Here is a 20,777-nt window from a genome sequence, read left to right as displayed (position 1 = left end):
CCTCGATGGCCATCTACGAACTCGACGGGCAGGCGCCCGAGCTGCCGGCGGACGGCAACTACTACATCGCCGACAATGCCACCGTGATCGGCCGGGTGAAGCTCGCCAAGGAGGTCACGGTCTGGTTTGGCGCGGTGATCCGCGGCGACAATGACTGGATCGAGATCGGCGAGAGCTCCAACATCCAGGACAACGCCACCTGTCACGTCGATCCTGGCTTCCCGCTGCGCGTCGGCCGCAACGTCACCGTCGGCCACAACGTGATCCTGCACGGCTGCACGGTCGAGGATGATGCCCTGATCGGCATGGGCTCGATCATCATGAATGGCGCGCATATCCGCCGTGGCAGCGTCGTTGGCGCCGGCGCCATCATCACCGAGGGCAAGGATTTTCCGGAATACTCGCTGATCGTCGGCGCGCCCGCGCGTGTCGTGCGCACGCTGGAGCCGGCGCAGGTCGAGCGCATGGGCATCGCGGCCAAGGCCTATGTCGCCAAGGGACCGCGCTACACCAAGGGTCTGAAGAAGATCGGCTGACATCACGGCCGATGGAGTCGGAGATTCTTCACGTCCCTTCGGACTCGCCTGCCTCCGCTGCGCTGGCGACACGTTCGTGGCCGCTCGCCCACAGCGCATGCTGTTCGCTGCCGTCCTGATAGGGATTGGCCTCGGCCGGAATGTTCTCGCGCGCGGCGCGCTCGCCCTGTTCGAACGGGTCGGTGCTCATGCTGACGTCCTGCTCCTCTGCTTCGGCTTGTGCTTCGACTGGTTTCTGGACTTGTCGTCGGGCTCGTTCTTGCGTTTGCGCGCAGGCTTGCCTGCGCCATCGCCATCCTCCGCAGCGCTCTTGCGCAGCGCGTCCTTCAGATCCGCCGGTACGCCGTGCTTTTCCAACAGGTCCATGAACGCCTCGTCGGCGAGGTCCTGCAGACTCAGCATCTGATCGCGGCCGAGCTGCTTGAGCTTGTCGAACGTGTCCTCGTCGAAGGCGATCAGCTTGCGCACGGCTCCTTGCTCTCCTCGCCCCATCAATCCTCTCCGATCAACATTCGTTCCGGAACGCGGTCCGTCCGGTTGGGTTGAAGTGTAAAGGGAGACGGTCCCATGGCCAGGTTTTCATTGGGCACTTTGATCGTGATTGCAGGCCTCGGCACGGCCACTGCGGTGTTTGCGCAAGGCGGTGGCGGCGGTGCGGGAGGCGCTGGCGGTGGAGCGAGCGCCGGTGGCGCGGCGAGCGCGGGAGCAGCCGGCATCGGCACGACCGGTACCGCGGCAGGATCAGGGAACGTCGCCGGTCTCGGCAACGCGCAGAACGGAGCCGGAAGCGGCAGCAATCCCTCGCGGCTGTCGCAACCGGGGGCGGCAGCTGCAAACGGGACTAACAGCCTCGGCACAGCGCAGTCGTCCGGCTCGGGCGCAAGCCGGGTGGGGTCGAGCAATTCCGGCGTCACGACCGGCGTGGGTCGTGGAGCGGCGGGAGGCACCGCGGCGACGGGACCGAACCGCGCCAGTGATACCGATGAGCAGGTTCAGCAGGAGAACAAGACGGTCGACCGGAAGGTGAAGAGCATCTGCCGCGGTTGCTGAATATTGCCCGCGGCTCCGGACGTCACGTAACGACATCGAGATCGCGCAGATGTGAGCGGGGTTGCCCGCGCGCCGTTCCAAATCCGGCTTAGAGACATCCCGCTGGGAGCACAGAGTACAATGACGCTCTCATGCCGGTTGAATTTGGAGACGGATCGATGCGCAAGAGATTGATGGGATTGCTGGCGGGCGCCGTGATCGCGGCCGCAATGATTCCGGGCATGGCGTCGGCGCACGGGCCGGGCGGTTTCCATCATGGCTTCGGCCATCGTGGTTTTGGACTCGGGTTTGGCTTGGGTTTTGGTTATCCCGGCTACTACGGATACGGAGGCTATCCCTATTACTACCCGTACACCTACGAGGACCTCGGCGGCTGTTACGTCGCCCGCAAGCGTGTGCGGACAGCGCGCGGCTGGCGCTTCCGCAACGTCGAGGTGTGTGAATGAAGCTTGGGCGAGGCGACCGGCCGATCCGGTCACTTCGCCTTAACGACATCTCGTGACGATTTGTTGCCGCTCCGATCGGCGGAGCGGCGGCGGAGAAGTAGCTGGCGCAACGCTTGCATGGGATCCAGGCATGATCAACACACTCACATCCCCTGAACTCACGTTTGTCTTCATGGGCGTCGTCGTCAGCCTGGGCGCCGCGCTGGTCTGGATGGCCTGGGAGCTCGAGCAGGGCGGCAGGCAGCTGGCGAAGATCCGTCGCGACGATCGTCGCCTGCGCTAGCAGCCGACGGTCCGGCGCCCGCATGAACGCAAGCGACATGCGGCAAGCGACATGCGGGAAGCCTCGCGGGCGCAGTCTGACGGGTTCGCTCGCCCGGGCCGCGGCTGTCAGCTCAGCACGCCATATTTCTTGAACCACGCCTGCATCTGCGCCCAGCCGTCCTCGGCGGCGTCCTTGCGATAGCTGGGGCGATAATCGGCGTGGAAGCCATGCGGCGCGCCGGGATAGATCTTGAACTCAGCGGTCTTCTTGTTGTCGGCGAGCGCGGTCTTCATGGCTTCGACGCTGGCGACGGGAATGCCGGTGTCGGCTTCGCCGTAGAGGCCGAGCACGGGCGCCTTCATCTCGGGTGCGAGCTGCGTCGGGCTCTTCGGCCAGGCGGGATTGGGCGGATCGATCAGCGGGCCGTAGAACGCAACGCCCGCCTTCAGCGCCGAACTATGCGCCGCATATTCCCACACGGTGCGGCCGCCGCGGCAGAAGCCGACGATGCCGAGACGCGAGGTGTCGCCGCCCTGCGACTTGGCCCAGGCCACCGTCGCGTCGAGGTCCGACAGCAGCTCCGCGTCGGGCTTGGCATTCACGATCGGCAGCAGGTCCTTGATCTCGGTGATCTTGGTGAGGTCGGTCCCGCTGCGGAAGTAGTAGTCCGGCGCCACGGCGAGCGCGCCGAGCTTGGCGAGACGGCGCGTCACGTCCTTGATGTACTGATGCAGGCCGAAGATCTCCATCGCGACCAGCACGACGGGCGGATTGCTGGCGCTGGCGGGGCGCGCGAAATAGGCCGGCATGTCGCGGTCGCCGACCTTGATCTTCGCATCTCCGGCATTCAGGCCGTTGGTGTCGGTGGTAATGACCTCGGCCCGCACCGGGCCGGCAGCCAGCGTGTAGCCGGCCGTCACGGCAGCGGACGCGGTCATGAAGCCGCGGCGTGAGAAGGGGGCGACTTTTGTCAGCCCGATGACATCGGACGTCAGTGCTGGATCGGCGGACATGGGGGCTCCTCTGCGTCTTACGGGCGCATTGAGCCGAGAATTGACGGGGAAAAGCAAGTCACCAGCCGGAGAGCCGCGGCGTCGGATCCGTTGCGGGCGGTCGAACGCGCCGCCACAAAAAACAAGGCCGTCGGCGCAGTATGGCGCCAACGACCTTGCCAGCCCCGGATATTGAAATTGGCCCTGTGCCATCCTGAAATTGGCTCGCCATCCGGTGAAGGCAGGATGGCGTGACTCCCGGTTTCAATCTGTGAAGCACTTCACAGGATCCTGGGAATATTCGGCGGGAATTCTACGAGCAGGCGTCGGGACCGGCCGTCTCAGGATCGGTTACGACGATGCCGATGGCCGCCGCGGCTGGCATGGGCGCGGGCGCGGATGCTGCGGTTGCGTGGAGCAGGCGCGGCCTGCTCCGAGCTCTGCGTGCTGGCGAACGACTGACGCAGGCCATCGATGGAGTCCTTCAGGGTCGAGACCTGGTCCGACAGGCGCTTGGTGTCGGCCTGCTGGGCCGCGAGCAGGCGACGCATGCTCTGCAACTGCTCCTGCATCATCTGCAACTGGTCGATCGATTCCTGCTGGGTGGCCTCCAGGCCCTTGGTCTTCTCCACCAACTGCTCGGACGCCTGCACCGTGCGCGCCTGCAACTGCCGCGTCACCGCGCCGCGCTCGGCTTCCGGCGCGCCGCCATAGGCACGCCACAACATGATGCCGCCGATGCCCGCGATCAGCACCACGAGCGTCGCGGCTGCGAGCGCGATCGGCTGGGCGCCCTTGACGGGGGCCGGGCTGAGCTTCTCGGGGTAGCGTCTGGTGTCGCGCGTCACCGGATTCATCACGAAACCACCCAAATTGAAAAAGCTTCGGATGCTCCTCCCGAAAACTGGGAGAGGCGAAAAACTCGAGCAGAGAACGCTGTCCGCCCAGCCCGCAAATCGTGCATCTGGCGAACGAACCAAGTCGTCAGCTTTTGATTAGGAAATCCGACAAAAGCGAGGCCTGCAAGCCCGAAATGGCGCGCCCGCCGCATGCACCACGCCGGTTCCGGGGCGCGGTCGCGACCAGCCGAAAACTGCGGCCGGACAAATGCTTACTGCGTTGCGCTGCAGTTCCGGCAGATCGTGAGCTTCTGCTTGAGGCGGGCCTCGTCGGCGAGGTCGGCCGCCTGTTCCTCCTCCCAGCTCATCCGGCCGCGATAGCCGGAGCTCGACTGCGCGGACATCACGTCGACCCGCGAGTCGCCACGGCGCTTCGCGCCTTTGCGCGACGTGCCGATGTCCGGCTCCGTCACCATCTCGGTGTCGGCGTCGGAGGTGGCGACACGGCCGTCCCAGTCGGCCGCAGCGCTCGTCGGCTGCGCGGTAATCACCGCGGGCGTAGCGGCCATCGCCGGCGCGGCTGGGCCCGCCGCGGCCAGCGGTCCCGAGCAGCCGGCGCCGGACATGCAGCAGTTCGCCAGGGTCAGGGCCGCGGCCAGCAAGGTCGCGCTTCGCAGGATCATCATCATGCCGAAAACCTAAACCCGACGGTCGAGGGAAAACAAGGTTGGCCGGCCGTTGCCGCGCCCCGCCTGCGACATATCGTCAAAGCAAGGCCAAAAAAAGTTGCGGCCAGGCCTTGGGGGAGGCCTGGCCGCGCGCGAACCGGTCTGGGACGGGGAGGGGTGGGGATGTGACCGGGTCGCGTAACTCGAATTCGTGTCTCGCCTCTCTGATCAGCGCTTGCGGACGCCTTAGCGTTCTCTGGCGCTGGCGGTGGCCACTGCCGGGCGGCCGTCGCCGAGCGAGACCCAGACGTTGGGGTCGCTCTGCGACTGCCGCTTGACGAAGCGGTAGCCGGTCTCGGTCCAGGCGACGACGCTCTCGTTCTGATTGTCGAGCACGTACTCGCCCTTGTCGGTCTTCACGGTGAGGACGGCGTGTCCTTCACCCTTCTTGTCGCGCACCACCGTGATCAGCAGCGCCTCGCGGGGCCAGCCGGCATCGATCAGCAGCTTGCGCTTCAGCAGCACGTAATCCTCGCAGTCGCCGTAGCCGTCCGTCGGCAGCGACCATTTCTCGACCACGCCCCAATGGTCCATGTCGGTGATGGGCTTGACGTTCTCGTTGACCCAGCGATTGACCTTTAGCAGATCGCGCCAGGCGGTCTGGGACAGCACGATGTCGCGGGGCTGCGACGCGCCGCCGCGGCATTCCTCGGGCGCCTCGGTGCAGAACTCGACCCAGCCGATCGGCGCCCGTGCGGTGTCGCCCAGGCTCGCATAGAGCACCCGGTCATCACCGGCATGCGCCATCCCGCCCATCGCCATCAGGAAGGCTGCGACCGCCCACCCCGTTGCCTGTCCCGTCCGCTTGACCATTTTGGCCCCCGTTTTCGTTGGGACCATGTGTCTCACAAAGATTTTTCGCTGCCGCTAAATCGCCACGATGGATTTGACGCAAATCCAAGTAAAACAAAGGGCTTATTCGACTTTCACTTGAATCGAATCTAGCTAAAATTTGAATCATTCGCGGTTGAATCGAATGCGCTGCATTAAGCCGGGAACCACTGCCGTTGCAGGGTCCCCTGCGCTTTTCCCGTCAACTATTAACTGCGCCGGATCACCTGTGCGCTGGCCGAACGCCACACGGCGCCCGTGGTGGCGGACGCCGTGTGCTCCGTGAAGTTGCGGGATTTCAGAGGCTTGCGGCTTTACCGCGCGGTAACGCTGTCTTCGAGCGTTTCGGCGAGCTGGGCGTGCGTGAACTCGATCGCGAAGCCGCCTTCGAGATTTCGCACCACGCGCGCCTGGACGCGGCCGAGCATGACCTGCGATTTCAGCGGCGGCCTGGTCTCGGCCGCAATCGCCGCGCCCGACAGCGACATGTCGATGATGCGGCAGGTCATCTTGGTGCCGTCCTCGAGCGTCAGCACCGCGATCGGGTTGCGCGGAATGATACGGTCGTGGCGGCGATCCTCCGGCAGATTGAGGATGTCGCGGTTGGCGAGCCAGGTCAGCTGCGCGGCGAGCTTGTCGCGCTTGCGCGCGGTGGCGCCGATCGTCATGGCGAAGCCATTGTCGATGATGCGGGTGATCTTGCCCTCGACGCGGCCGATATGGTCGAGATAGGCGATCACGCGGTCGCCGACATTGCCGATGCCGGGCGCGAGCAGCGCCAGCCCGCCCGGCGACATGTTGATCACCTGGCAGGGAAACTCGCGCCGGTCGGGCAGCATGTAGCGGCCGAGCAGGTGGACCTTGACCCGCTGGAAACGGCGGCGCTCCTCGGCGGCCGGAAGAGAGAGTTTTTTGTTCGGCAACGCCATGTTTCGCCACTCAAAGCCGGCTCTTAGCGTGCCGGATGATCCAGTGTTGAAACTAAGTCCTTCACGGTTAATTCAGCGTTACGTTGTGCTCCTGCAGCACTCTGCCGCGGGCCATGACGAGCTGATAGAATGGGCAGGCGCGACATCGCGCCAATGACGCCAACGGAGATGGGAGAGACGTTCATGCGGAGCTTGTTGGGAGCCGTCGTGGCGGTCGTGGTCTGCGTGGTGGCTGGATCGCCGCCGGCCGCGGCAGCCGAGATGAAGGTGACCCTGCTCGGGACAGGCACGCCGACGCCGCGGCTGTCGAGCTTCAGCGCCTCGACCCTGATCGAGGCCGGGCCTGAGCGGCTGCTGTTCGACCTCGGACGCGGCTCCACGATCCGCCTGTTCCAGAAGAGCATCCCGCTCGGCAGCATCACCGCGCATTTCCTCACCCATCTGCATTCCGATCACGTGGTGGGACTGCCCGACATGTGGCTGAGCGGCTGGATCGGCACGCCCTGGGCCTCGCGCAAGGGGCCGATGGTCGTGTTCGGACCGAAGGGGACAGTGGCGATGACGGAGAATCTCACCAAGGCCTTCTTCGAGGACATCCGCATCCGCATCGATGACGAGCACTATCCGCCGGAAGGCGTCGCCTTCGCCGCGGCCGACATCGGGCCCGGCGTCGTCTACGAGCGCAACGGCGTCAGGGTGAGCGCCATCGAGGTCAATCACGGCGAGAAGATCAAGCCGGCGCTCGGCTATGTCGTCGAATTCGACGGCAAGAAGGTCGTGCTGTCCGGCGACACCAAGCCCGATCCGCGGGTGGAGAAGGCGGCGGAGGGCGCCGATCTTCTGATCCACGAGGTGGCGGTGATCGATCCCGAACTGATCAAGACCTATCCGAACTATCGTGCGATCGAGGACCATCACACCTCGCCGGAGGAGGCCGGCAGGATCTTCACCGAGGCGAAGCCGAAGCTGGCGGTCTACTCGCACATCGTGTTCGCCACCGTGAAGCCGGTCCAGGACGTGCCCGAAGAGGCGCTGATCGCGCGCACGCGGACGAGCTATCAGGGCCCGCTCGTGGTCGGGCGCGATCTCACGTCGTTCGTCATCTCGGATCAGGTCGCCGCGTTTGCTCCCGACGGCAGTCCGATCACGCCGCTGACCGGCTCACATTGAGGAGGCGGGACGGCAGCCCAGATCCCGTAGCCCGCATGAGCGCAGCGACATGCGGGGACGTCTGTCCGCCGGCGATTCACCGTCGGCGTGCGACAGCTTCGACGCGGGCACGCGATGTAAGGATGGTCTGTCCCGGATGTCGCTTTCGCCTGCGCCCTTCGGGCTCCGGCTGGCGCTCATCCGGGCCACGAGATCGGCGCTGCACTCAGCGCAGTCCCTCATACACCATCAGGCCGCGGGCGAGCGCGAGCTTGCGCAACGCGCGCGGCACGATCGGTCCGGCGGGCGGATGGATGTAGCGCCATGACACCATCTCCAGCGGACCGAGCGCGCCTTGCGGCGTCTCGAACGGGGCGAGCAGGCCGGTCAGGCTGATCGGCTCATGCGCGCGGGTGGCGAACGGCAGCAGCAGCAGTTCGAAATGCGCGGTCGTGCGATCCGGCGCCTGCGCCGTCACGCCGGCGATCGCCGGCAGCGTCTCTTCGCAGACCACCGCGGTGATCTCCTCGATCTCGCGGCGGCTGGCGGGCGCGAACTGCGCCGGAAAGCTCCTGTCCTTGACGTCGCCGCCGAGCAGGGCGCACAGCCGCGTGCCGGCCATGCGGAACGGAAAGCCGCTGTCGGCATCGCAGGACAAGACGAAGATGTCGCCGAGCAGCTCGCGCACGGCCGACGGCTCGAAGTCGCAGCGCTCCGGCGCCTTGGCATGGCCGCGCCTGTCGTTCCAATAGGCGAAGAGCTCGCGATTGGACGGATGTTTCATCTCGGTGATCCCTCGCGCCCTCGACGTCACGGAGGACATTGCTGTCCCGCTTTCGTCCAGGCGCCTCCCTGGTTTGTTTTCGCAGGAGGGGTGGTGCAGCGTCCATGCCGATGGTGCGATCGTGCCGGCTTTCCCCCGGCCTTCCGCGCGTTAAGGTTAAATTAACGATGAGCTTGGCGGCCGCCGAGCGATCGTTAACAATGCGTTCATCAGATCGCGGCCGGAAGGTGGAAGGTCCGCCGCGATACGGTGAGTTACACGCAGGCGGCGTCAAACAAGTCTGGTCGTCGCGACGGGGCGGGGTGGGGAAAACGACCCCGGGCGCTCCGGACGCGGCAAAGGCCGGCAGGTCTCGGAGGGAGGGTTTTCTCAGAACCCTCCCTCTTTCTTTTGGCGGATCGGCTGTCCTTTCGCCTCCGCGGCCCGGGGCTGCACATCAACTCTGCCGCCATGCGCTTGCACAGGCCGGCCAAAGCCGCCTATCTGACGGATCTGTTCCTCTCGTCGAAGGCGTGCGTTCCGTTGGATTCCCCCTCGTCAGACCTCACGCAGGATCCGCCGCTCCAGCAGGCGCGGGAGCCGATCCTCAATCTGCCGGGCGCACTGACCGCCTACATCCTGCTGATCGCGGTGATCCATCTGCGTGTGCTGCTGCCGGACGAGTGGAACGGCTGGATCATCGACCTGTTCGCCTTCGTCCCGAAACGATACGACCAGACCCTGATGGACGGGGCGTTTCCCGGCGGCACGCCGGCCAAGATCTGGACCTTTTTCAGCTACTCGCTGCTGCACGCCAATCTGGCGCATATCGGTTTCAACGTGCTGTGGCTGCTGCCGTTCGGCAGCGCGCTCGCGCGCCGCTTCGGTGCGGTCAGGTTCTATCTGTTCATGGCGGTGACGGCGGCGGCCGGTGCGCTGGCGCATCTGCTCACCCACGAGCACGCGCTGGCGCCGATGATCGGCGCCTCGGCCTCGGTGTCCGGCACCATGGCGGCGGCGATGCGCTTTGCCTTCGTGAGAGGCAGCTTCCTGTCGTTCACCCGCGGCGATGCCGAGGCGGCGGCCAGGGTTCCGGCGCTGTCGCTGACGCGTGCGCTGCGCAATCCGCGGGTGCTCGGCTTTCTGGCAGTGTGGTTCGGCGTCAACATCGTGTTCGGCATTGGCGGCATCACGCCCGGCGCCGAGGGCGCCGACGTCGCCTGGCAGGCTCATATCGGCGGATTCATCGCCGGACTGATCCTGTTTGCGCTGTTCGATCCCACCCCGCATGTGCGTGACGATGCTGCGCCTGCGTTGCCGTCCGACGTGGTCGACCGTTAGGTGCCGCGATCCTGCGCTTGCGAGCGCAGGTGATTTCATTCATCATTTGTGTCCACTGCAACCGGGGCACGATTCCGGATGAACGAAAGCAGGCGATTTGTGCCGCGCAGGCCAGCTTGCGGAGTGCAATGCAACCAAAGCGCGATCAGAAGGATTGGATCCGTTGCATTGTCAGACTGTTGATTGAAGACTCGCTTGACTGACGATCGCTGGAAGCATCGGCCGCAACGACGCCTCGCTCAAGAAGGCACACCGGCCCCTCAAGGAGACGAGCAATGACAGTACGTGCGATCCTCGACACCAAGGGCCATCAGGTCGAGAGCGTCGAGTCCCAGACCACACTCGCCGAAGCCGCCAAGCGGCTCGCCGACCGCAAGATCGGCGCGGTGCTGGTGATGTCGGGCTCCCGGATGGAGGGCATCCTCTCGGAGCGCGACATCGTCCGCGCGCTCGGCGAGCGCGGCGCCGCCGCGCTGACCGAGCCGGTGTCGAACGTGATGACGCGGCGGGTGGTGAGCTGCAAGCCTGCGGATACCGTCGCCTCGATCATGGAAATGATGACCAACGGTAAGTTCCGCCATCTGCCGGTGATCGAGGGCGGCGTCGTGGCCGGCCTGATCTCGATCGGCGACGTCGTGAAGTGGCGCGTCCAGGAATACGAGGCCGAGCAGGAAGCACTGCGCCAGTACATCAAGACGGCGTAGTCGCTCCGCCGCCGGTCGGCGTCACCGCGCCGATCGCTTCCTGGATGGAATCCAGCGCACGTTCGGCCGCCCTCGTGCCGAACGCGATGAGGTCGGCCGCGCGATGAAAGTCGAACCAGCCGATCTGGCCGACGCGCGGCGAGATCAGAAGGTCCGGCGGATCGCCCGCGAGGCGCGCGCGGGTGATGCGGTCCTGCATGATGTTGAAGGCGTCGACCATCACCGACGAGATGCCCGGCCGGCCACCCTCGCCGAAGAACTGCCGCTTCACCGCGCGCTCCGGCGAGAACAGCCTGCGGAAGCGCCGCTTCGGCGGCGCGCTCTCCATCACTGTCTCCGGCACCTCGACCGGCTGGCCATGCGAGTAGATCGTCGTCGAGTGCGTGAACACGTCGCTCGACAGGTTGGCGGCGATCACGATCTCGGCGCCGAGCGCGCGCGCCGCCGACACCGGCACCGGATTGACCATGGCGCCGTCGACCAGCCAGCGGTCGCCGATCAGGACCGGCGCGAAGATGCCGGGCAGGGCGTAGGAGGCGCGCATCGCGTCGACGAGGCTGCCATGGGTCAGCCAGATCTCGTGCCCGGTGCGGATCTCCGTCGCCACCGTCGCCACCTTCATCGGCAGCTCCTCGATGGTGACGCGGCCGAGCGAGGCTTCGAGTTGGGCGGCGAGCTTCTCGCCGCCGATCAGGCCGGAGCCGTTGAGGCGGATGTCGAGATAGCCGAGGATGTTGCGCATCTGCAGGCTGCGCGCCCATTCCTCCAGCGTATCGAGCTGGCCGGCCGCATAGGCGCCGCCGACCACGGCGCCGATCGAGGTGCCGACCACGACATCGGGCACGATTCCGTGCGCCATCAGGGTCCGGATCACGCCGATATGGGCAAAACCGCGCGCCGCGCCGCCGCCAAGCGCAAGGCCGATGACCGGCTTGCGGATCGTGCCGAGACCGACATCGGAACCTTCGGTTCCGTTCGCACGGCGTCCTTTCAGAATGTCCAGCACCGAGATCTCCACGCCTACGCAAACTGTGTGCAACGAGTCGGCAACGGACTCATGACGCATGACAGCCTAGCACCAGCCTACCAGAAGCATCCTTTATGCCGGGTCGACGGGAGCGCCGGATGCCGCTGATTTGAACTCTCCGCCGGAGAATGCGACCAAGTCGCGCGCTGCTTACGGGGTTCCTCCGGGACAGTTGAGTAGAGGCTTGAATTTGCCGCGTTTTTGTTCAAAAGCAAGACGATGACGACAGGTCGCGGGTTCACCAGATTCCGGCGCAGCGGGCGGCTATGGCTTGTGCTCGCCTTGTCGTGGCCGCTGACCGGGCTCGTGACGCTGCCGGCCGCGGCGCAACTGTTCAGCGACCGGCCACCGCCGATTCCGCCGGCTTCGGTGCCCGATCCCGGGGCGGCGGTGAGCCTGGCGCCACCCTCCGGCCCCGCCGCCGGTCCCATTCCGCCACCGGCCCCGCAGGTGCTGCCGGGACCGCCCGTCGCCGCGATCCCACCCGGCGCGCCGGCTGCGATCCCGCCGGTTGCTCCTCCACCCGCCGCGGCTCCCAATCAGGGCGTGCTGTCGCTGTCGGCGCGGTTCGGAAAGGACCTGCCGAACATCAATGGCGGTCTGGTCTGGCGCGTGTTCGCCGACCGGCCGGACGAATCCGGCGCCTTCAAGATGCTGCGCGAGGATCGCGGCCCGACGCCGAACATCGTGCTGCCGCCCGGCACCTATGTCGTGCATGTCGCGCTCGGCCTCGTCAGCGCGGTCAGGTCGGTGAACCTGAAGACGGAGACCGATCGCGAATCTTTCGTGCTGCCGGCCGGGGGCCTGCGCCTCGAGGGCAGGGTCGGCACCAGCAAGATCCCGCAGAACCAGATCTCGTTTGCCATCTACAAGGGCAGCCAGTTCGACGGCCGCGAGCGGGCGCCGCTGGTGCCGAACGTCGCCGCCGGCGACATGCTGATGCTGCCGGAGGGCACCTATTACATCGTCTCCAACTATGGCGACGCCAACTCGGTGGTGCGCTCCGACATCCGCGTCCAGGCTGGCAAGCTCACCGACGTCACGGTGACGCACCGCGCCGCGGTCATCACCTTGAAGCTCGTCTCCGACAAGGGCGGCGAGGCGCTCGCCAACACCGCCTGGTCGGTCATCAACCCCGGCGGCGACGTGATCAAGGAATCGATCGGCGCCTTCCCCAAGGTCGTGCTGTCCGAAGGCGACTACCGCGCGATCGCCAAGAACGAAGGCAAGGTGTTCGAACGCTCCTTCAGCGTCGTCAACGGCGTTGACGGCGAGGTCGAGGTGCTCGCGCGGTAAGCGGCTCGCACGCGAAATGGCACCGCAGAAGGACACCGACTCTCCCCGCTATCTATGAGAGCCAGCCTCCGGGAGAGCCGCATGCAGATATCCCACATCATCCGCCAGGCCATCGAGATCGGCGAGCGCAAGGGCTGGATCACGTTCGACGAGCTGAACGCACTTTGCCCGGCTAACACAATCGACCCCGAGGACATCGAGCGGATCATGCGGGCGCTCAGCGACGCAGGCATCCGTCTGGAGGAGGACTGATGCAAGAACAGCGTTTTTGGCAGGAGCGCGCCTGACCACGGGTGTCGTCCCGGCGAACGCGGGACCCATACCGCGGATGCTATCGGGGGACCTAGCTGTCAGTGGCCCGCATCACCGCGGCCGGTGGCTATGGGTCCAGGCTCAAGGCCGGGACGACAGCGGCGATTGTCGAAGCAGTGGTGCGCGACACGACTCGCCAAGTCGTGCACATCTGCCCGTCGGGTTAATTTGTCGCACTTATTAGTTCTTGCGCCGTCGGGCAAATCAGGCGGATCTTTCCGCGCATCCCGCCTCGAGATGAGGGGCGTATCGCGGTCGTCACGACACGCGAGGCGGGGAGCGGTGGGCGTGGTGGATTGCAGCGCGGGTTGCTCGCGCCGACGAACAATTCGCTGCGCACGGTCAAGTCGCGCGGTCCTGATATCCCGATGCTGATGTCAACTCACGTTGAGGCTTCGCTTCGCGTGGGGATGGTGGCCAGAAAGCCCGGCGCACCAGGGAGAACGCGAAGCAGCCGTTAAAGCCATCGCGCAGGGAGGGCCGGGTTTCCGGCTGACCTGTGGTACCTGCCGCCTGCATTTTTTTCGCAGGCGGGCCACGGGCCTCAGTCGAGGTCCGGCTCTCCCTGCGCCCTCTGTTTGAAGAGGGCGGTTCGAACAAGAAAACTCGGGCAGATATTGTCGCGAGATCGCGCAGTCACATCCGCAGCCATGCTGTATCGCTCTCTCGTTGGGACAGCGCCGATGAACGTGAAGCGATGCTGTCACAGTCGCTAATGCGCGATAACCATGGAACCACTTAAAACTGTCACAATCGCTGCGCGCCATGCGCGAAGGCAATGCATTTACAGCTCGTTAAAGCCGCGTCTGCTTCAGATACCGCTGGAACAGGCTGGGCGATTGAGTGGGAATGATGCGTGCCGCGACGACCAAGGCGTTGACTCCGATCAGCAGCGATCTCTTTGACGACATCCCGGTGCTCAGACGCAAATGGCAGGCGGCATTGAAGCCGGGCCAGCGCCTGCCGCGCTACGAGGACGTCATGCTGGGCAGCCTCGGCCGTCTCGCCGATCATATCGCGGTGCTCAACAACGAGGACGGTCGCCTGCAGATTTCGCGCAGCGGTCGCTACGTCCAGCAATGGCTGCAGGATGAACGCTGGGACGTCGCGGTCGAGGCCGTGTCGCCGGATTGCGCCACGGTGCTGGTGGAGGCCGCCAATTGTGCGCTCGCCAGCGGCCAGCCCTATCTCGCTTGTGCGCATTGCGTGCGCGACGGCATGGTTCGCAGCTATGACGTGCTGGCGCTGCCGACCAACTCGCGGTGGGGAAGCACGCTGGTCGGGACCTACGTCAACGAGCGGGCCACGCAGTACAATCTGCTCGATGCGATCTTCTCGACGACGGACGACGGCGTGGTTTCGCTCGCGACCATCCGCGACAGCGTCGGCATGCCCTGCGATTTCCAGGTGGTTCATCACAATCGCGCGGCGGCCGACCTGCTCAGGCTGCCGTCGGCGACGCTGCAATGGCATCGGCTGAAGCAGGGCGGCAACACGCTGTGCACGCCCGAGGTGATGGCGCGGCTGTTCGACGTCGTCACGCACGGGCGGAGCGACCAGTTCGAGCTCGACAGCGAGGCGCGCAGTCTCAGGCTCGGCGCCCACGCCTTTGGCGACATCATTTCATTGACCATTGCCGACGTGACCGCGCTGAAGCGGCGCGAGGCCTCGTTCCGGCTGCTGTTCGACGCCAACCCGGTGCCGATGTGCATCCTCGATGCGAAGACCGCGCAGATCCTCAATGTCAACGATGCGATGGTCGGACACTATGGCTACGGCCGGGCGGATCTGCTGTGCATGAATGTCTGGGATCTCTGGCCGCCGGGCGAATGGGAAAGCCTCGATGACGCGCTGCTGCGGCTGGCCGACGGTGATCTGTTTCACCGCGACTGGCGGCATCGCAAGGCCGATGGCAGCGAGATCGAGGTGCTGACCTACGGCCGCGAGATCACCTTCGATGGCCGCGACGGCGTGCTGGTCGCGATCGTCGACATCACCGAGCGTCGTCGCGCCGAGGCGCGCATCGCCTACATGGCGCACCACGACGGGCTGACCGGCCTGCCGAACCGCGAATTCTTCCAGCAGCGCCTCGCGCAGGAGCTCGACGGCGCCGGGGCGGCCGACCGCCGCATCGCGGTGATGTGCATCGACCTCGATCTGTTCAAGACCGTCAACGACTCCTTCGGTCATCCGATGGGCGACCGGCTGCTGCAGGCGGTCGCGGGCCGCCTGACACAGCAGATGCATGGCGGCAAGCTGGCGGCGCGGCTGGGCGGCGACGAGTTCGCGGTGATCATCAGTCAGAGCTGCGGCGCCAGCGACGCCAGTGAGTGTGCCGCCCGCCTGATCGCGGCGCTCAGCGCGCCCTATGACATCGACGGCAACGAGCTCGTGATCGGTGCCTCCATCGGCATCGCGCTGTCGCCGGGCGACGGCGCGAGCTGCGAGGAGCTGATGAAGAACGCCGACATGGCGCTGTACCGCGCCAAGCAGGACGGCGGCCGCGTGCATCGGTTCTTCGAAAAGGAGATGGACCGCCAGGCGCAGAAGCGCCGCGACATGGAGCACGATCTGCGCCGTGCCTTCGCCCAGGGCGAGTTCGAGCTGCACTACCAGCCGCTGGTCGACGTCGCGACCGGCGCGATCTCCGCATTCGAATGCCTGCTGCGCTGGCGTCATCCCGACAAGGGCATGATCTCGCCCGCCGATTTCATTCCCGTGGCCGAGGACATCGGCCTGATCGTGCCGCTCGGCGAGTGGGTGCTGCGCGAGGCCTGTCACGAGGCGGCGCGATGGCCCGACGGCATCAAGGTCGCGGTGAATCTCTCTGCGGTGCAGTTCCGCAGCCGCAACCTCGTGCAGGTCGTGGTCCAGGCGCTGGCGCAGTCGGCGCTGACGCCGGAGCGGCTCGAGCTGGAGATCACCGAGTCTATCCTGCTGGCCGAGACCGAGGCCAATCTGGCGACGCTGCATCAGCTTCGCCAGCTCGGCATCCGCATCTCGATGGACGATTTCGGCACCGGCTATTCCAGCCTGAGCTATCTGCGCAGCTTCCCGTTCGACAAGATCAAGATCGACCGCTCCTTCGTGAAGGATCTCGCGCAGCGCTCCGACTGCCTCGCCATCGTCCGCGCCATCTCCGGCCTCGGCAAGAGCCTCAACATCATCACCACCGCCGAGGGTGTCGAGACATCGGATCAGCTCGAGTGGCTGCGCGCCGAGGGCTGCAACCAGGTCCAGGGCTTTCTGTTCAGCGCGGCCAAGCCGGCCTCGGAGATCGCGGGCCTGCTGGCGCAGTTCGGCACGAGATCATCGAAGGCGGCGTGAGGATTAGAGGGAAGCCTACGGAATGTTGCACGCGGCTTCGGAGTGCCAATTAGTTGGGGCTGAGGCATCTCCGCGCGTCATTGCGAGCACAGCGAAGCAATCCGGACGGCCTCCGCGGAGGAATCCTGGATTGTTTGCGCTCGCAAGGTTGGGCGGATGGAGCGTGGCGCGGCAATGAGCCGAGCGATCGCCGGGCGTCTGCTCCTGAAGGTCGCGCCGGTCCCGCGCGTGCCTTCGTCAGAACCGCGTCACGATGTCCGCGAGCGCCGGACGCGGCCGGTCCTCGCTCGGCTTGGCCGGCTTGCCGATGTGAATGAGCCCGGCGAGCTTCTCCTCCGTCTTGAGGCCGAGACCGTCCATCACGTCGCGGTCGAACATGAACCAGCCAGACAGCCAGCAGCCGCCATAGCCGAGTGCGGTGGCCGCGGTCAGGATGTTCATCGCGCTCGCGCCGGCGGAGAGCTCCTGCTCATAGGCCGGCACCTTGGGATGCGGCCGGGTGAAGCTGACGAGGCCGATCACCAGCGGCGCCTCCATGAGGCGATTCTTCTCGACCTCCAGCTCGGCGGCGCTCGCCTGCGGGTTCTTCCTGGCGAACACGGCCGCGATGACCTCGCCGGCGCGGCGGCGGCCGTCGCCCTCGAACACGATGAAGCGCCATGGCGCGAGCTTGCCGTGGTCCGGCACGCGGGCGCCGATGGTCAGGATGGTGTCGAGCTCGGCGGGCGAGGGGCCGGGGCCGCTCATCTCGCGCGGCTTCACGGAGCGGCGGGTCTTCAGCAGTTCAATCGCGTCGGTCACGTCGGTGGGTCTCGTTCGTTGCACGCGCGACAGATAGCATGGGCCTCCGCCTGCAACGAGACCACGGCACGGCGTTTTGATCGGTTCTACTGCACCCGGTGCTGCAGCCTTTGCGGGTTTCGGCGAAGACTTCGCGCGGGACGACGCGGATCGGGCATATCCGATGCGGCCATCTGTCCTAAGCACGATATTCCCAGCGAATTGTCGAACCTTGGGCGGGCCGGTAAAAACATAGTGCTAAGAGATCCGCCGGGAGTTGCCTCGAGTGCAAGATCTGACGTGCCGATGACCGCACTGATTCCGTCACCTGACGCCGTCGCGCGGCTGCGCGGGACGGCTGGTTTCGCACGGGCGATGCGCGCGTCGACGGCATCGGCGATCAGGCTGTATCGGGGCGATCGCATCCTCAATGCGCTGCTGAGCGACCGGGCGCGGGCGCTGTTTCCGCACGTCGCGCTGTATCTGCATTTTGCCGAGCAGCGCGACGGCGAGCTCGGTCTCACCGTCGGCGCCATGAAGGAGATGTGTGCCAGGCTCGACCTGTGCAGCGGCGGCCGCTGCGAGGCCATGCTGGCGCTGATGCGGGCGACCGGGCTGGTGGCGTCGGCCTCGAATCTGGACCGCCGGCGGCGGCCGCTGGTCCCGACCGACAAGCTGATCGCGCTGCATCGCGAGCGCTGGGGCGTACAGTTCGACGCCATGCGCGCGGTGCTGCCGGCCGCCGTGGGTTACCGGGCTGCGTTGAACGATCCGGCCTTCGTGAAGAGCTTCGTGCTCGAGCTCGGCCGTCGCTTCATCGCCGGCGTCCGGATCCTCGACGGAGCGCCGGAGCTCGAGCCGTTTGCCGAACGGACCGCGGGCATGGTGATCCTGTTCAGCCTGGCCCAAGGCGCCGGGCCGGACCAGCCATTCCCGCCCGACGGCCCCGTGCCGTTCTCAATCAACGGTCTGGCGACCCGCTTTTCGGTGTCGCGCAAGCACGTGCTGACGCTGCTGCGAGACGCAGAGGAGAAGCGCCTGCTCATCCGCAGCACCGACGCCATCACCATTCTGCCGCTGGGGCGCGAGGCGATCGAGCGGATGCTCGCGACGATGTTTCTCTACATGGCCGAATGCGCCGACGTGGCGCTGCAGGCCGCGGGTCGAGACAGAGGTTCGGCGGATGCTGTCGCCAGTCTGTCGGCGTAGCCGCGTAGCCCGGATGAGCGCGCGCCGGAGCCCGTCAGGGCGACGGCGGGAGCGACATCCGGGATCTCACGCGCTGTCGCGGCGACACCGCATGTCGCTGCGCTCGTGCGGGCTACGCGCTACGACGTCACGCCGCCTCGCGCTGACGGCGCCGCACGTCCGGCGGCGTCGCCTCGTCGACCAGGGCGGCGATGGCCTCCGCGGTCGGCATCACGGTCTGGCCGTCGCGGCCGAGCCGGCGGACGGAGACTGAATGCGTCTCGGCCTCCTTCTTGCCGACGACGAGCAGGGCCGGGATCTTCTGCAGCGAGTGCTCGCGGACCTTGTAGTTGATCTTCTCGTTGCGCAGGTCGATCTCGCATCTGAGCCCGGCGCGGCGCAGCGCAGCCAGCACCTGCTTGGCGTATTCGTCGCCTTCCGAGGTGATGGTGGTGACGACGACCTGGGTCGGCGCCAGCCACAGCGGGAAGCTGCCGGCATAGTGCTCGATCAGGATGCCGATGAAGCGCTCCATCGAGCCGCAGATCGCGCGATGGACCATCACCGGCGCCTTCTTGGCGCCGTCGGCGTCGATGTAGAACGCACCGAACCGCTCCGGCAGGTTGAAGTCGACCTGCGTGGTGCCGCACTGCCAGTCGCGGCCGATGGCATCGCGCAACACATATTCGAACTTCGGCCCGTAGAACGCGCCTTCGCCCGGATTGATCTCGGTGCGGATGTGGTTGCTCTGCGCCTTGATCTCGTTCAGCACGGTCGCCATCACGCGCTCGGCGTGATCCCACATCTCGTCGGTGCCGACGCGCTTCTCCGGGCGGGTCGAGAGCTTCACCGTCAGTTCACCCTCGAAGCCGAAATCCGAGTAGGTCGACAGAATCAGGTCGTTGATCTTCAGGCACTCGTCGGCGAGCTGGTCCTCGGTGCAGAACACATGCGCGTCGTCCTGGGTGAAGCCGCGCACGCGCATCAGGCCGTGCATGGCGCCGGAGGCCTCGTAGCGGTGCACGACGCCGAATTCGGCGAGCCGCAGCGGCAGGTCGCGGTAACTCTTCAGGCCATGCTTGAAGATCTGCACGTGACCCGGACAGTTCATCGGCTTCAGCGCGAACCAGCGCTTGTCCTCGGCCTCGTCGCCGGCGGACTGCGCCGCGAACATGTTCTCGCGATACCAGTTCCAGTGGCCGGAGGTCTCCCACAGCGACTTGTCGAGGATCTGCGGCGCGTTCACCTCGTCATAGTCGCCGGCGAGGCGCCGGCGCATATAGGCGATCAGCGCCTGGAAGATGCTCCAGCCTTTCGGATGCCAGAACACGACGCCCGGGCCTTCCTCCTGGAAGTGGAACAGGTCCAGCTCGCGGCCGAGCTTGCGGTGGTCGCGCTTTTCGGCCTCCTCGATCTGCTTGAGGTAGGCGTCGAGCTGCTCCTGCTTGGCGAACGCCGTGCCGTAGATGCGGGTCAGCATCGGATTGTTGGAGTCACCGCGCCAATACGCGCCCGCCACCTTCATCAGCTTGAAGGCGTTGCCGATCTTGCCGGTCGAGGTCATGTGCGGACCGCGGCAGAGATCGAACCAGTCGCCCTGGTAGTAGATCTTGATCGGCTCCTCGCCGGGAATGGCGTCGACCAGCTCGACCTTGAAGGCCTCGCCCTTGTCGCGGAACACCTGCTTGGTCTTCGCGCGGTCCCACACCTCCTTGGTGAAGGGTTTGTCGCGGCCGATGATCTCGCGCATCTTCTTCTCGATCGCGGCGAAGTCTTCGGGCGTGAACGGCTCGTTGCGGAAGAAGTCGTAGTAGAAGCCGTTCTCGATGACAGGGCCGATGGTGACCTGGGTGCCCGGCCACAGCGCCTGCACAGCCTCGGCCAGCACATGCGCGCAATCGTGCCGGATCAATTCCAGCGCGCGCGGATCGTCGCGGTCGACGAGCTCGAGCCTGGCGTCCTCATTGATCGGATCGTTGAGGTCGACGAGATCGCCGTTCAGCGCCATGGCGACGGTGCGCTTGGCGAGCGAGGGCGAGATGCCCTTGGCGATGTCGAAGCCGGTGGTGCCCCGGGGATATTCACGCCGGGCGCCGTCGGGGAAGCTGATGGTGATCTTCTCGACCGGAGCGGCGGGCTTCAGGTTGCTGAGGCTGTATTGGAAATTGGACTTTTGCTGGTCGGACTTGGAATCAGGCGATTTCGGATCGGACATGGGTCACTCCTTGAGCTCACTCCTGCGAACGAGCGCAGGTAAGCGGGAGCAAGGGGTAT

Annotated in this window: 22 protein-coding genes; 11 read left to right on the top strand and 11 right to left on the bottom strand. The window is 66.0% G+C overall.

Annotation, left to right across the window (positions count from 1 at the left end):
- The first annotated feature begins 5 nt into the window (after positions 1-5).
- The gene (locus QX094_RS30990) at positions 6-536 is read left to right on the top strand and encodes a gamma carbonic anhydrase family protein (protein WP_315714687.1); all 531 of its coding nucleotides are present in this window, start codon (positions 6-8) and stop codon (positions 534-536) included.
- Positions 537-564: 28 nt separating this feature from the next.
- On the opposite strand, the gene QX094_RS30985 is transcribed toward QX094_RS30990, so the two are convergent.
- Together QX094_RS30985 and QX094_RS30980 are read right to left on the bottom strand one after the other, a co-directional pair.
- The gene (locus QX094_RS30985) at positions 565-726 is read right to left on the bottom strand and encodes a hypothetical protein (protein WP_315714686.1); all 162 of its coding nucleotides are present in this window, start codon (positions 724-726) and stop codon (positions 565-567) included.
- Positions 723-1,028, bottom strand: a complete 306-nt coding sequence (locus QX094_RS30980; RefSeq protein WP_315749454.1) for a hypothetical protein — start codon at positions 1,026-1,028, stop codon at positions 723-725. Before QX094_RS30980 ends, QX094_RS30985 begins: the two co-directional genes overlap by 4 nt.
- Before the next feature lie 75 nt (positions 1,029-1,103).
- Between QX094_RS30980 and QX094_RS30975 the strand changes: the two genes are divergently transcribed.
- The 3 genes from QX094_RS30975 (at position 1,104) to QX094_RS30965 (ending at position 2,315) form a co-directional block, all read left to right on the top strand.
- Entirely contained in the window at positions 1,104-1,586 is a 483-nt protein-coding gene (locus QX094_RS30975; protein WP_315714684.1) for a hypothetical protein, read from the top strand.
- Positions 1,587-1,744: 158 nt separating this feature from the next.
- Complete coding sequence (locus QX094_RS30970; protein WP_315749455.1) at positions 1,745-2,032, top strand: hypothetical protein; 288 nt, start codon at positions 1,745-1,747, stop codon at positions 2,030-2,032.
- Positions 2,033-2,162: 130 nt separating this feature from the next.
- Positions 2,163-2,315: a hypothetical protein gene (locus QX094_RS30965; protein ID WP_315715000.1), complete on the top strand. Its 153-nt coding sequence runs from the start codon at positions 2,163-2,165 to the stop codon at positions 2,313-2,315.
- A 107-nt stretch (positions 2,316-2,422) separates the two neighbouring features.
- Here the strand turns inward: QX094_RS30965 and QX094_RS30960 are convergent, their stop codons facing one another.
- The 5 genes from QX094_RS30960 to QX094_RS30940 all read right to left on the bottom strand — a co-directional run bounded on the left by QX094_RS30960 (position 2,423) and on the right by QX094_RS30940 (position 6,616).
- Positions 2,423-3,235 (bottom strand): dienelactone hydrolase family protein, encoded by an 813-nt coding sequence (locus QX094_RS30960; protein ID WP_409998618.1) that lies wholly within the window; start codon positions 3,233-3,235, stop codon positions 2,423-2,425.
- Between the two features lie 395 nt (positions 3,236-3,630).
- The gene (locus QX094_RS30955; RefSeq protein WP_315714681.1) at positions 3,631-4,146 is read right to left on the bottom strand and encodes a hypothetical protein; all 516 of its coding nucleotides are present in this window, start codon (positions 4,144-4,146) and stop codon (positions 3,631-3,633) included.
- 254 nt (positions 4,147-4,400) lie between these two features.
- A complete protein-coding gene (locus QX094_RS30950; protein WP_315714680.1) occupies positions 4,401-4,817 on the bottom strand; it encodes a hypothetical protein in 417 nt (138 codons plus the stop codon).
- Positions 4,818-5,042: 225 nt separating this feature from the next.
- On the bottom strand, positions 5,043-5,669 hold the full coding sequence (locus tag QX094_RS30945; RefSeq protein WP_315714679.1) for a transglutaminase-like cysteine peptidase: 627 nt from the start codon (positions 5,667-5,669) through the stop codon (positions 5,043-5,045).
- A 332-nt stretch (positions 5,670-6,001) separates the two neighbouring features.
- Complete coding sequence (locus QX094_RS30940; protein ID WP_315714678.1) at positions 6,002-6,616, bottom strand: PilZ domain-containing protein; 615 nt, start codon at positions 6,614-6,616, stop codon at positions 6,002-6,004.
- Between the two features lie 183 nt (positions 6,617-6,799).
- On the opposite strand from QX094_RS30940, the gene QX094_RS30935 reads away from it, so the two are divergent.
- Positions 6,800-7,786 carry an MBL fold metallo-hydrolase gene (locus QX094_RS30935; protein WP_316164491.1) on the top strand — a complete coding sequence of 329 codons (987 nt, stop codon included), beginning with the start codon at positions 6,800-6,802 and terminating at the stop codon, positions 7,784-7,786.
- A 205-nt stretch (positions 7,787-7,991) separates the two neighbouring features.
- On the opposite strand, the gene QX094_RS30930 is transcribed toward QX094_RS30935, so the two are convergent.
- Entirely contained in the window at positions 7,992-8,549 is a 558-nt protein-coding gene (locus QX094_RS30930; RefSeq protein ID WP_316164492.1) for a PAS domain-containing protein, read from the bottom strand.
- Between the two features lie 522 nt (positions 8,550-9,071).
- Here QX094_RS30930 and QX094_RS30925 point away from each other — a divergent pair.
- Together QX094_RS30925 and QX094_RS30920 are read left to right on the top strand one after the other, a co-directional pair.
- Positions 9,072-9,869, top strand: coding sequence for a rhomboid family intramembrane serine protease (locus tag QX094_RS30925; RefSeq protein ID WP_316164837.1), 798 nt, complete (start codon positions 9,072-9,074; stop codon positions 9,867-9,869).
- Positions 9,870-10,144: 275 nt separating this feature from the next.
- Positions 10,145-10,573 carry a CBS domain-containing protein gene (locus QX094_RS30920; protein ID WP_315714675.1) on the top strand — a complete coding sequence of 143 codons (429 nt, stop codon included), beginning with the start codon at positions 10,145-10,147 and terminating at the stop codon, positions 10,571-10,573.
- On the opposite strand, the gene QX094_RS30915 is transcribed toward QX094_RS30920, so the two are convergent.
- Positions 10,560-11,579, bottom strand: a complete 1,020-nt coding sequence (locus QX094_RS30915) for a patatin-like phospholipase family protein (protein ID WP_315714674.1) — start codon at positions 11,577-11,579, stop codon at positions 10,560-10,562. The genes QX094_RS30920 and QX094_RS30915 overlap by 14 nt on opposite strands.
- 240 nt (positions 11,580-11,819) lie before the next feature.
- Between QX094_RS30915 and QX094_RS30910 the strand changes: the two genes are divergently transcribed.
- The 3 genes from QX094_RS30910 (at position 11,820) to QX094_RS30900 (ending at position 16,535) form a co-directional block, all read left to right on the top strand.
- Positions 11,820-12,896 carry a hypothetical protein gene (locus tag QX094_RS30910; RefSeq protein ID WP_316164493.1) on the top strand — a complete coding sequence of 359 codons (1,077 nt, stop codon included), beginning with the start codon at positions 11,820-11,822 and terminating at the stop codon, positions 12,894-12,896.
- Between the two features lie 81 nt (positions 12,897-12,977).
- Entirely contained in the window at positions 12,978-13,148 is a 171-nt protein-coding gene (locus QX094_RS30905; protein ID WP_315714672.1) for an RNA polymerase sigma factor region1.1 domain-containing protein, read from the top strand.
- Positions 13,149-14,060: 912 nt separating this feature from the next.
- Entirely contained in the window at positions 14,061-16,535 is a 2,475-nt protein-coding gene (locus tag QX094_RS30900) for a putative bifunctional diguanylate cyclase/phosphodiesterase (RefSeq protein ID WP_316164838.1), read from the top strand.
- Between the two features lie 237 nt (positions 16,536-16,772).
- Here QX094_RS30900 and QX094_RS30895 read toward each other — a convergent pair whose 3' ends face one another.
- Positions 16,773-17,336 (bottom strand): nitroreductase, encoded by a 564-nt coding sequence (locus tag QX094_RS30895; protein WP_316164494.1) that lies wholly within the window; start codon positions 17,334-17,336, stop codon positions 16,773-16,775.
- Positions 17,337-17,621: 285 nt separating this feature from the next.
- Between QX094_RS30895 and QX094_RS30890 the strand changes: the two genes are divergently transcribed.
- A complete protein-coding gene (locus tag QX094_RS30890) occupies positions 17,622-18,524 on the top strand; it encodes a hypothetical protein (protein ID WP_409977893.1) in 903 nt (300 codons plus the stop codon).
- 127 nt (positions 18,525-18,651) lie between these two features.
- Here QX094_RS30890 and thrS read toward each other — a convergent pair whose 3' ends face one another.
- The gene (thrS, locus tag QX094_RS30885; protein WP_315714669.1) at positions 18,652-20,718 is read right to left on the bottom strand and encodes a threonine--tRNA ligase; all 2,067 of its coding nucleotides are present in this window, start codon (positions 20,716-20,718) and stop codon (positions 18,652-18,654) included.
- Between the last annotated feature and the right edge of the window lie 59 nt (positions 20,719-20,777).

Source organism: Bradyrhizobium sp. SZCCHNS1050 (assembly GCF_032484785.1).
GTDB lineage: Bacteria > Pseudomonadota > Alphaproteobacteria > Rhizobiales > Xanthobacteraceae > Bradyrhizobium.
This window is presented reverse-complemented; position numbering and strand designations above follow the sequence as displayed.